Annotated in this window: 8 protein-coding genes; 2 read left to right on the forward strand and 6 right to left on the reverse strand. The window is 66.5% G+C overall.

Annotated features, from left to right (window positions below; translation table 11 throughout):
- Nucleotides 1-15 precede the first annotated feature (15 nt).
- A complete protein-coding gene (locus AC1VVG_RS15340; protein WP_034189192.1) occupies nucleotides 16-930 on the reverse strand; it encodes an ABC transporter ATP-binding protein in 915 nt (304 codons plus the stop codon).
- The gene (locus tag AC1VVG_RS15345; protein WP_034189191.1) at nucleotides 927-2,051 is read right to left on the reverse strand and encodes an MlaE family ABC transporter permease; all 1,125 of its coding nucleotides are present in this window, start codon (nucleotides 2,049-2,051) and stop codon (nucleotides 927-929) included. The genes AC1VVG_RS15340 and AC1VVG_RS15345 overlap by 4 nt, the downstream gene beginning before the upstream one ends.
- A gap of 322 nt (nucleotides 2,052-2,373) precedes the next feature.
- On the opposite strand from AC1VVG_RS15345, the gene AC1VVG_RS15350 reads away from it, so the two are divergent.
- Entirely contained in the window at nucleotides 2,374-4,443 is a 2,070-nt protein-coding gene (locus tag AC1VVG_RS15350; RefSeq protein WP_034189190.1) for a bifunctional 2',3'-cyclic-nucleotide 2'-phosphodiesterase/3'-nucleotidase, read from the forward strand.
- Nucleotides 4,444-4,451: 8 nt separating this feature from the next.
- Nucleotides 4,452-5,297, forward strand: a complete 846-nt coding sequence (locus tag AC1VVG_RS15355; RefSeq protein ID WP_482835816.1) for a tetratricopeptide repeat protein — start codon at nucleotides 4,452-4,454, stop codon at nucleotides 5,295-5,297.
- A 357-nt stretch (nucleotides 5,298-5,654) separates the two neighbouring features.
- On the opposite strand, the gene AC1VVG_RS15360 is transcribed toward AC1VVG_RS15355, so the two are convergent.
- The 4 genes from AC1VVG_RS15360 to AC1VVG_RS15375 all read right to left on the reverse strand — a co-directional run bounded on the left by AC1VVG_RS15360 (nucleotide 5,655) and on the right by AC1VVG_RS15375 (nucleotide 11,106).
- Nucleotides 5,655-6,782 carry a fimbrial protein gene (locus tag AC1VVG_RS15360; RefSeq protein WP_167361878.1) on the reverse strand — a complete coding sequence of 376 codons (1,128 nt, stop codon included), beginning with the start codon at nucleotides 6,780-6,782 and terminating at the stop codon, nucleotides 5,655-5,657.
- Between the two features lie 37 nt (nucleotides 6,783-6,819).
- Nucleotides 6,820-9,390: a fimbria/pilus outer membrane usher protein gene (locus tag AC1VVG_RS15365; protein WP_482835817.1), complete on the reverse strand. Its 2,571-nt coding sequence runs from the start codon at nucleotides 9,388-9,390 to the stop codon at nucleotides 6,820-6,822.
- Between the two features lie 260 nt (nucleotides 9,391-9,650).
- Nucleotides 9,651-10,391 carry a fimbrial biogenesis chaperone gene (locus AC1VVG_RS15370; RefSeq protein WP_124670252.1) on the reverse strand — a complete coding sequence of 247 codons (741 nt, stop codon included), beginning with the start codon at nucleotides 10,389-10,391 and terminating at the stop codon, nucleotides 9,651-9,653.
- Nucleotides 10,392-10,515: 124 nt separating this feature from the next.
- A complete protein-coding gene (locus AC1VVG_RS15375; protein ID WP_034189185.1) occupies nucleotides 10,516-11,106 on the reverse strand; it encodes a fimbrial protein in 591 nt (196 codons plus the stop codon).
- Nucleotides 11,107-11,882: the final 776 nt, after the last annotated feature.

Genomic DNA, 11,882 nt, shown 5'->3' on the forward strand with positions numbered 1-11,882 from the left:
CCTTGTCCTTGCCTGTTACAACTCGACGCTCGACAGCGCCGGTTCGAGGGCCGCCTTCGGCAGCTTCGCGCGCCGCTCGGGCGGCAGCGCCTGCAATGCGCGGCGCCCGCGCAGCCCCAGGAAATATTCGTGAATGAACGGATGGTCGACGTTCGCGGCCTCCTCGACAGGCGCGGCGACCAGCACCTTGCGGTCGGCCAGCACCGCGACGCGGGTCGACAGCGCGACCATCGTGTCGAGATCGTGCGTCACCATCACGACGGTCAGCCCCAGCGTGCGGTGCAGCGTCGCGATCAGTTCGACGAATTCGTCCGACGCCTGCGGATCGAGGCCGGCCGTCGGCTCGTCGAGGAACAGCAGCTCGGGCTCGAGCGCGATCGCGCGCGCGATGCCGACCCGCTTCACCATCCCGCCCGACAGCGCGGCCGGCATCTTGGACGCGTGCTTGCACGGCAGGCCGACCATCTCGAGCTTCAGCATCACGATGTCGTGCAGCAGGTCCGGCGGCACGCGGCCGAGCTCGCGCAGCGGCTGCGCGACGTTGTCGAACACCGTCATCGACGAGAACAGCGCGCCCTGCTGGAACAGCATCCCCGAGCGCGTGCGCATCATCCGCGCGCTCGCGTCGTCGATCGTCGCCGTATCCTCGCCGAATACCTTGATCGTGCCCGACGTCGGCCGCTCGAGGCCAAGGATCTGCCGCACGAGCGTCGTCTTGCCGGAGCCCGAGCCGCCGACGATCGACACGATCTCGCCGCGCCGCACGTCGAAGTCGAGCTTCTGGTGAATGATGTTGCGCCCGTAGCGCTTGGTCAGGTTGCGCACCTCGATCACGAGGTCGCCGGCGTCGGCCTCCCCGGCCGGCCGCGGGCCGACCGACCCGGCGCCGATGGCCGCCGCATGCGCGGTCGTTTCGTTCGATGCGTTCATCCGAGCCCCACGTTCTGGAACAGGATCGCGAACACCGCGTCGGCAAGGATCACGACCGTGATCGACGACACGACCGACGTGGTCGTGCCTTCGCCGAGGCTCTGCGAGTTCGCCTTGATCCGGAAGCCGAAATGGCACGCGACCAGTGCGATCAGCATGCCGAACACGACGCCCTTGCCGACGCCGATGTACAGGTTCGCGATCGGCACGACGCCCGGCAGCGAGCGCACGAAATAGTTGACGTCGATCCCGAGCACGAGCTTCGCGGCCAGCGCGCCGCCCGTCAGCGCGATGATGTTGGTCCACATCACGAGCAGCGGCATCGCGATGCCGAGCGCGAGCACGCGCGGCAGGATCAGCCGCAGCCCGTGCGGGATGCCCATCACGCGCATCGCGTCGAGCTCCTCGGTCACGCGCATCACGCCGATCTGCGCGGTGATCGCCGAGCCCGAACGGCCCGCGACGAGGATCGCCGACAGCACGGGGCCGAGCTCGCGGATCACCGACAGCCCGAGGATGTTCACGATGTAGCGGTTCGCGCCGAACATCTGCAGCTGCTGCGCGGACAGGTAGCTGAGCACGATGCCGATCAGGAACGCGACGAGCGCGGTGATCGGCAGCGCCTGCGCGCCGGCGCTGTAGATGTTCGCCGAGGTTTCCTTCCACGGCATCGTCCGCGGGCGGCGCAGCACCGACAGCGCATCGAGGATCACGAGGCCGAACATCGCGATGCCGCCCTGCAGGTGCTCGCCGAACGCGAAGATCGCCTGGCCGAGCCGCGTGACGGGATCGACGCGCACGAGCCGCTCCGGCGCCTCGCGGCCGCTGTCGAGCCGTTCGATGCGCTCGAAGATCGTGCGCTGCGTGGCGCTCAGCGCGACGCCGGCCGGCAGCTTGCGCCCCCATACGCGCCACAGCGCCTGGCCGCCGACGTGGTCGAGCCGCTCGATGCCGGACAGATCCCATTCGCTCACGCGGCCGGTGGCGATGCCCGCGATGCGGCGCGCCACGGCGCCGCGATTGCGCGCGAGCGCGAGCGCGGTCCACTGGCCGTACAGGCGCACCGTCTGGCCCTGGCCGCCGGCGTCGACCGAGAGGCCGGGAGGAGTCTCGAAGTCCAAGGGCAGGTTGTTTGCAAAAGGATGACAGCGGCCATTGTAGCGAACCGCCCGATGCCGCGACGTGACGATTTCCGCGACCGCGCCGGGCGGGGGCGCCCCGCCGCGGCCGCCCGGTCCGGGCCAGCCCGGCGCCGCCGTCTGCCGCGGCCCGATGCCGGCCGCCGGTTGGCGGTTGACCGCTGCCGGCGTCGTGACCTTTCATTCTTCCGTCACGTTTCCTTTCGATACTCTCTCGCGCCGCACATCAGGCCGTCGGCGCGCCGCGCCGCCATTCGCTGCATCCCTCGCGTTTCATAAAACAGAACACCGAACAGGACAACCGATGCGCTTCCCCCCGTTTTCCCGCCGCCACGTACCGGCCGCCGCCGCGCTCGCCAGCCTCGCCTTCGCCCTCGCCGGCTGCGGCGGCGACGACGTCACCGCCACGCAACCGTCACAGCCGCAGGCCCAGACGCCCGTCGGCACGACGGCCACGCTCGCGCTGCTCGAGACGACCGACCTGCACACCAACGTGCTGTCATACGATTATTTCAAGCTCGCCGCCGACAATTCGCTCGGTTTCGAGCGCGTGTCGACGCTGATCGCGCAGGCGCGCAAGCAGTACCCGAACACGCTGCTGCTCGACAACGGCGACACGATCCAGGGCACCGCGCTGTCGGACTACCAGGCGCTCGTGAAGCCGATCGGCTGCGACCAGACGCTCGCGATCTACAAGGTGATGAACGCCGCCAAATTCGACGGCGGCGGAATCGGCAACCACGAGTTCAACTACGGGCTGCCGTACCTGTCGCAGGTGACCGGCAACACGTTCGAGGTCGACGGCCTGCCCGCGCCGGCCCAGCAGAAGAAGTGCGCGGGCCCGACCTTCCCGCAGGTGCTCGCGAACGTGATCAGCGCGAAGACCAACGCGCCGCTGTTCACGCCGTACACGATCCTGACGCGGACGGTGACGGCCACGACGCCGGACGGCAGGACGGTCAGCGCGCCCGTGAAGATCGGCATCATCGGCTTCACGCCGCCCGCGATCATGAACTGGGACAAGCGCTGGCTCGACGGCAAGGTCTACACGACCGGCCTGAAGGAAGCCGCCGAGAAGTACATTCCGGAAATGCGCGCGAAGGGCGCCGATCTCGTCGTCGCGATCTCGCACGGCGGCCTCGACAATTCCGCGTACTCGCCGACGATGGAAAACGGCAGCTGGTGGCTGTCGAAGGTGACGGGCATCGACGCGATGCTGATCGGCCACTCGCACCAGGTGTTCCCGGACGCGAACAGCACCGTGTCGCAGTTCAACCTGCCGGGCGTCGACAAGGTCAAGGGCACCGTCAACGGCGTGCCGACCGTGATGGCCAACTACTGGGGCAAGCACCTCGGCGTGATCAAGCTCGGCCTGAAGTTCGACGGCAAGACATGGAGCGTCGACCCGTCGCAGACGACCGTCGAGGCGCGGTCGATCCAGAATGCCGACAAGAGCTACGTCGCGCCCGATCCGTCGGTGTCCGCCGCGATCGCCGCCGAGCACCAGGCGACGATCGACTACGTGAAGACGCCGATCGGCTCGACCGACTACCGGATGAACTCGTACTTCGCGGATGTCGGCGATCCGGGCGCGATCCAGATCGTCAACGAGGCGCAGGCCGACTACGTGAAGACCTACGTGCAGGCGAACCTGCCGCAGTACGCGTCGCTGCCGGTGCTGTCGGTCAGCGCGCCGTTCAAGAGCGGCTTCGGCGGCGGCACCGACTACACCGACGTCGCGCCGGGCGCGCTCGCGATCAACAACGCGGCCGACCTGTACCTGTATCCGAACACCGTGTACGCGGTGAAGGTGAGCGGCGCCGACGTGAAGAACTGGCTCGAGACGGCCGCGAAGCGCTTCAACCGGATCGACCCGACCAAGGCGACCGTGCAGCCGCTCGTCAGCACCTTCCCCGGCTACAACTTCGACATGTTCACGTCGGCCGACCTCGCGTATGAAATCGACGTCACGCAGGCCGTCGGCAGCCGCATCAAGAACCTGACGTACAAGGGCGCGCCGATCGATCCGAACGCGCAGTTCATCGTCGCGACCAACAACTACCGCGCAAGCGGCGGCGGCAACTTCCCGGGCCTCGACGGCAGCAAGACGATCTTCGCGTCGCCCGACGCGAACCGCGACGTGCTGATCGCGTTCATCAAGAAACGCGCCGCGATCACGCGTGCGGCCGACGGCGCGCAGCGCAGCTGGCGCTTCACGAAGCTCGCGAGCTCGGTCGCGCACGTGCAGTTCGCGTCCGCGCCGAACCGCCTGGGCGACGCAGCGGCGGCCGGCCTGACCGGCATCACGCAGGTCGCGGCCGACGACGGCTCGGGCAAGAACCTCGCGACCTACGAGATCGACCTCACGCAATGAGACATCCGATGCAACCGATCCGGACGATGCGGCCTGCCGAAACCGGCGTCACCGCCGCCGCGCGGCGCGTGCTGCGCGCGAAACTCCCGCCGGCCGCCCTGCTCGCGGCGGCGGCCGTGACCGTCGCGGCCGTCGTCGCGGCGACCGGCCTGCGCGGCAACGGCCCCGCGCCGAGCGCCGCGCAGCTCGACGAGTGGCAGGCGATGGTCACGCAGGCCACCGAGCCGCACGCGCTGGCGCAATTGCGCACGCTCGCGCGCCTCGGCTCGGGCGCCGCGCAGGCGGCGCTCGGCATCGCGCTCGTCGACGCGCGCGAACCGGGGCTGCGCGACGAGGGGCGCGGCTGGCTGGAAACGGCCGCGACGGCCGACGGCAAGGCCGACGCGCCGGCCGCGAGGCGCGCGCAGCTCGCGCTCGGCAAGGCGCTGCTGCTCGGCAGCAGCGACATCCCGAAAGACTACGCACGCGCCCGCGCGCTGCTCGGCGCGGCGGCCGGACAGGGCGACCCGGCCGCCGCGTATTACCTCGGGCTGATCTATCGCAGCGGCTACGGCATCGCCGCCGATCCGGTGCAGGCCGCGCACTGGTTCGAGATCGCGTCGCGCGCGGACATCCCGGCCGCGGATTTCATGCTCGCGAACGCGTACCGCGACGGCAGCGGCGTGCCGCGCGACGACGCGCGCGCGCTGGCGCTCTATCGCCGCGCCGCCGAGCACGAGCTGCCGGAGGCCGTGCAGACGCTCGCGATGGCCTATCGCAACGGCGAGCTGGGGCTCAAGCCCGATGCGGATGAATTCCACGCGCAGTGGATCGAGACCGCGCATGCGCTGAAGCATCCGGTTGTCGCGCCGTGACGAAAACCCGGAAAGCGACGCATCAGCTCCGTCGCTTTCCGTTACTTGGCACGTTACCCATCGATGCCCGATGGTGCCAGCCGGTCTCTTGCCGAAGCACCAATGCCGCCTATATCGGCCTGATCGATGGCGTCGCGAGCCAGTGCGCAGCCACGAGCGCGCTCACCAAGGCACCTCGTTGAATCCATGATCTCCCTTCCCCCGGGTCCATTTCCCTCGCATTGGCGCCAGGTGATCTTGCCGAAGAGCGCAACGTCATAGCAGGCGAGCCCGCCACCACTCGCTGCGGCGGGCGGCGCCCGGGCAACAGGCGTCCACCATGACTAACCATGGCATCGACGTACCGCGCGTTCCGATTTACTGATAGGAAAACGTGATGCTGCTCTTGGCCTTCACGCTGCCGGGGCTGATCTTGGCGTCCGTCTGCACGTACTTCACCTCGAACGGAATCGTGAATATCTGAGCGCCGGACGCGGTATTGCCGACCAGCCACTGGTTGACGTTGCCCTTCCGCGACGAATCCGGACCATACATGATGGGCTGCGTCTCGTCGCGCTTGTACAACCGCAAGCCAACACCCGCGGCGGAAGAGTCCGGGCCGAGACTGAGCGTATTGCCGGTATTGGACGGATTGCTCACGTCCGTCATGGTCGCGTAGACCGCGACGTCCTGATCGCATGCAATGCCGATGGTGAACCGGTTCGACGCGCCCACCGTGGAGCCGACGCCCTTGAAGGCATAGGTGGCAACGGTCGGCAGCGTGATCGCTTGGTTCCCGCCCTGCACAACCTTGCATCCGCGGCTCTTGGCTTCGACTGTGAACGCGCCGAGGGTCAGCGAAAGCGGTGTGGCGACGGGCTTCTTGTTGCCGTCCAGCGCGATCATTTTCGCCACGACTCGCGGTGCGAAAAAATGCGTGCCGGACGGCACCGGGCCTGTCGCAATGAGTTTGATCTGCGTGGTGAATCCCAACGACGTTTGTCCGCCACCGGTCGTCGTGCCAGGCGCCGGATAGGTCTGCGTTTGCGGCGGCGCGACGCTGATCCAGTTGCTCGCATTGGGATCCTTGATGCCGATGACATAGCCGACCCCGGGAATGCCCGTCGGGTAAACCGGATAGGACTCGCCGTCGGACTGATGCGTGAGGCCGTTGATCGGCGCATCCTGCGGAACCGCATTGGCAGTCCAGCCGGGACAGTTGGCGATGTCGAACGCCCGCTTGTCCGTGACCTGACCGCTCCAGCCGCCGATCTGCGCGCCGAGCGGGTTCGCATCGGCCGGCCCACTGAACGTGAGAGGACTCGGAAGCGTGACGATCATCGAGTTCGCCTGGCAGGCGGCAAACGCGGGATGAGCAAGCATCGCGAGCAGCGAGAAAGCGAATGCCTTGATGAAACGCGGCGCCGGCGCGTGGAAATTGAATGTTGCACGCGGCAACAGAAGGGGGGCCGACGCGAGAGGCGATGCAAACGGTACTCGTTTCATATCGATTCCAGAAGGGTGCGGGGGCGTAACCCGCGAATCAAAGCGCCGCGGCATGCGTCTTCGCGCCGCATACGCCCTTGATCGGCTCGAAGGAAGCCGACTTGTTGTTGCCTTGCTTGACCGGCAACATGTATTCGATGCGGCAGATCGAGCGGGCGTCGTCTCCCCACTTCACCGTGAGTTCGCCCTGGTCCTTCAGGCCGCGCAAGAAGATCTTGCTGGCCTGGCCGACGACGCCGAGGCTCTTGCCGGTATCGTCGGTCACGGCCGCACCGAACGGCAGCGGCGTGCCGTCCGCCCGGCGCGCCTGGATCACGGCGGCGCGCCCGGTATCGGTGTCGAACCTGAGCAGCGGCACGGCGCCGGCGCGCGGCGCGACCTGCTGACTCGTTTCCTTCAGTTCGACATCCATCGAGATGCCTTTCGGGTCGAGTTCGACCGTGTTCATGTTGTACGGCGTGAGGTAAGGCACGATCGCGTAACCGCGGTGGTCGACCCGCGCGCCCGACGCGCTCGTGAGCCGTGCACCCTCCGCGCCCTTGGCCTCGACGATGGCGAACGTTTCCGACAGCGGTTGCGACAGCGTGATGCCGCCGCCGTGCGCGACCGCCGCGCCGCGAATGCCGACCGAACCCTGCCGGTAGTTCGAACTGCCGCCGGCACTGACGTTGAACTCGGCGAAGCGTGCGCGATATGTGACGTTGCCGCTGCCGTCGGTGCTCGCGCTGCCCTGGCCGTTCGTGTGGTTCGCGGCGACGCTGTACGACAACGCGTTGTCGACGCCGAGCGAGCCGGACAGCATCGATTGCAGTTGCGTGCGGCCTTGCGTGTCGTGCGACAGGTTGCTGGTCAGCATCGTCGAGCCGGACTTGCCGAACGGAATCGTCGCGCTGGCGTAGTACAGCGTGCTCATGTTGCCGCCGACATTGCGCTGGCGCGTGGCGGACAGGCTGTACGAGATATTCCGGAACGAATTGTTGTAACCGACCGAGTAGTCGATGTCCGAGCCCGAGCGGTTCCAGTAACTGGCGGCCGACGCGGTCAGGCTCAATTGCCCGCCCGATTTGCCGAGGCGCTGGCTGACCATCAGCGATGCGCGATTGCGCTGCCGCCAGACGGTGTCGACCGAATAGCCGTTGCGGACCGAGTCGCGGGCGCTCATCGCGTCGTTGAGGTTGAAATAACCGTTCGTCGAGTAACGGTATGCGGCGATCGATACGTCGGTGCCGGTCGATGCGACGGACTTCGAATAGCTGATCCGCAGGCTCGAGCCGCTGAAGCGTTTCACGCCGGGAACCGACGTGACGGCCTGCGTGAAGTCGAGACCGAGCGCGCCGACCCGCGTAGTGAAGGCGCCACCCAGCATCGCCGCCGTATAACCGGCCGCAACCGTCACGCCACCGTATCCGGTCAGCAGGTTCGTCAGGCCGCGCTGATAGGTGGCTTGCGCGAACAGCGGGTTGCTCGTGCCCTGCTGGTTGCGCAGCGCGCCCGCGACGAAGCTGTAGCGCTGGATACCGGGTCGCAGCGACAGCGGAACCGCCGCATAAGGGACGGAGAACGTATGGACGGAACCGTCCGCCTCGGTGACGGACACGCGCAAGTCGCCGCCATAACCGGTCGGGTACAGGTCGTTGATCTCGAACGGACCGGCCGAGACGGTCGTCTCGTACAGCGTCACGCCGTTCTGGCGGATCGTCACCTTCGCGTTGCTGTTCGCGACGCCGCGTACGACGGGCGCGTAGCCGCGCATCGAGTCGGGCAGCATCCGGTCGTCCGTCGACAGCCGTACGCCGCGAAACTGGGCCGAGTCGAACAGCTCGCCGGACGTGAACGTTTCGCCGAGTACGAGTTGCGACGACAGCGCGGGCAGATCGCGCTGCACGTAGGTCGACACGTTCTGATAGCGGCTGCCGCCGCGCTCGGACCACGAGTACGAACCATTGTGGCGGAAGTGCCAGTTGCCGATATTGACGCCGCTGTTCAGCCCGAGATAACCCTGCGTGTCCGCACGGCTGCCCTTGACCTTCGAACTGTAGACGTTCAGGTTGTAATCGAGCATGCCGACAGGCACGCCGTCGTCCCACTGGTCGGGGCTCACATAGCCTCGCGCACGGCGTACCAGTGACGCCTGCGGGATGCTGAGCGTCAGGCGCTGCTCGCTGAAGTCGAACGACGCGCTTGCCTCGGACACGAGCTGGCCGATACGCCGGCATTCTCCGTCGATCGTGACGGCCTTGACGGTTTGCGCGGGAAGTTTCGTGAAATCGATGCCGATACGGCGCAGCGTTTTCTCGTCGAAGCAAGGCTGCGCGTCCGGCGTGCCGGGCGCGGCCTTGAATTCGATGTCGTATCGACCGACCCAGTCCTCGCCGACGACGAGATCGACGGTGTAGGTACCCGGCGCGGTGACGTTGCCGCGCGCAAAGCGCGTGATGTCGACTGCCTGGCCTGCGCCGTTGCTCAGGAAGTCGGGGTCGAACTGGGCCTGCGCGACGTCGATCTGCGCGACCTGTAACGCTTCCCGGGCAGCGGGCACCGCGGTGTCGGTGTTTGCGCGGCTGTCGATCGACCAGACGGCAAGGGCGGACAGCATCAGCACGGACATCGGCTTGAGCCGCGGCAATCGGGTCTCATCCGGACGAAGATGTCGGATCGACGATGTCATTCCTGAGGACTCCTATTTGCGTCGGATTGAAATCGAAAACACGGGCCGGGACATGGGCGCCCGATGGGCGCGGATGGCAAGGGCGCTCCGGGAGAGGCAAAAAGGCCATGAAGCGGCGCGCGCCTGCGCAATCACGCACGACGCGTTACACGAGTAGGCGCTGTGTCAGGCAGCCCTGCCGGCGAGCAGCCGGCTCGGCGTCATTGCATCGAAACGGGCATCTCGTGGTTGGCCGAGGCGCCCCAGTCGTTGATGCTGCCGAACCGGACACGCGCATCGGCCGCGGGCGGCGCCTTGAGGTCCGGGACCGGGAAGGCCTGGGTGCCGCCCGGCAGGACGTAGCCCGCGCCCGCATCGTATTGATGGCCGCTCGATTGAAGCTGCACGCTGCCCAGGTTGACGACGTAGGGCGTCGGATTGGTCGCGTTGAGCACGTAATGACCGCCGGTGCCGCGCACGACTTGCCAGCGGACCTGCGCCGGCGCGTTCTGCGCGCTGCCGGGCAGGTTCTGCGGGCGGAACATGATCTTGATGCGCGTCCGGAACGCGACCTGAAGCTGGTTGCGCTCGGCGTTCGCGATCTTCGGGGGGATTTCCAGCACGTTGAGCCAGAACAGCGATTCCTTGTCGGCAGGCAGCGGCTCGTTCGCATACAGCAGCCGCAAGGTTTGCCCCTTGTTCGGCTCCATGCGGAACATCGCCGGCGTCAGCGTGAACGGCACGTCGACAGCTTCCGGCGACGCATGCGCGTCACCTTTGTCGATCCAGGCCTGGATCAGCGCCGGCCCCGGACCATCGTTCGTCAGCTTGATCGTCATCTCGCGCTCGTTGCTCGGAAAAACGACGCGCGTCGCGGAGATCACGACGCTCGCGCAGGCTTGCGAAGCAATCAGGACGGTGGCCAGAGCGACGGTTTGGAGCGATTTTCTGATGACGTTCATGTGAACTCTCGAAGGGTGCTGGTCGTTGATGTCGACGGGCGGCAAGGGGATGGCCCGCGGGGCGGCATGCATCGGCACACCGCCCCGGGCCCGTCGAACGAGCGGGCCGGAGCAAGCGCGAGACTTACTGGTAGATGAGCGAGTACTGGACCTTCGAATTGGCCGAACCGCCGGTCGCCGCGCCCGTCGCCAGGTATTCGGCGAAGAAGTTCAGCTGGGCGGTACCGTCCTCGCCGATCGAGACGACTTGCGAGTTCTGGTCCAGCGAGTTCGCGCCGACCTTGATCGGGGCTTGCTGGTCGTTCAGGACCTGCAGGACGACGTTCTTCGCTTCGGGCGCTTCGATCGTGCCCTTGTCGAGCGACAGCTTGCCGTCGGCCGTCACGTTCGTTGCGTTTTCAAACATGACCTGGACCTTCGTCGGGTTGCCCTTCGAATTGTCGCTATCCACCGCGCAGCCCGTCAGCTTGAAGCCGAAGGCCGTGCGGCCGGCGACCGCGCCCGCGGCGTTCAGCGAGCCCGAGCTGACCGTCGGCATGGCGACCGACTTGTTCGACGTCGCGCCCGCGGCCGTACCGTCGATCTTGCAGGTCGCCGCGGTAACGTTGCCGGTGAACGTAATGGTGCCGTCCGCCGCGTGGGCCGCCGATGCCAGGCCGAGGCCTGCCACGGCCAGAAGGGTCGAAACGATCTTGGTGCTGGTTGCGAGTTTCATGGTATTGATCTCAAACGATGGTTGATGATTTGAAACGTGCATGCATCATTCGGTGCTCGTGTCTAAAAATGACGAAGCGCGATTCGAAGACCATTATCGAAATTTCGGACAATTTATCGAATTGGACGCGACCGATTTGATTTGCTTTTCAAATAGGACAAGTACGATATTTAGGTTTTTCGTTTGATGTCCCATATGAGCGGACCCGCGAGCCAAGCCGGTCATCGACCAGGAAGACGCGACCCGTTGTGACCGGAGTGCAGGTTGGGGACGAGTCAGATTTCTTCGATGCTTTTGCGGTATCGCGAGTGCGAACGACCACCCGAAGCCTGCTGTTGGCGAGGATGCTTTTCGTCGGCTTCTTCTGTCCGGCGTATCGCGCGCAGAAGCCCTAGCTTGCGGATACGTCCGAGTCGCGGCGGCAGCGCCGATCGCCCCGGCCGGCGTCTCCGCGTCGCGCGACGCATTGGTACCGGGCACGCTGATCGGCACGCGTGCGCTGAAGACATCGACCACAAATGCGCTGTACAACGACTGTCCGACAGATCGGGGCACCGCGGCCTGACATGGCACATTCGTTCCGAACGTGACGTATGTCCTCGCCGGGCGTTCGCATCCCGTTTATGAAACGGATGCGCCGGGAATCGGATACGCTGCCAGGGCCAATGCGGAGAGTTGGAGCGGAAATCCTCGAATTCATGGGAAGGCAGTGACGCGACGCTCGCCGCAACCCGTGATATCGGACCTGAGAAATGATGGAGCAATCTCGCGGCCCG

The sequence above is a fragment of the Burkholderia sp. L-4 genome (genome assembly GCF_056856535.1).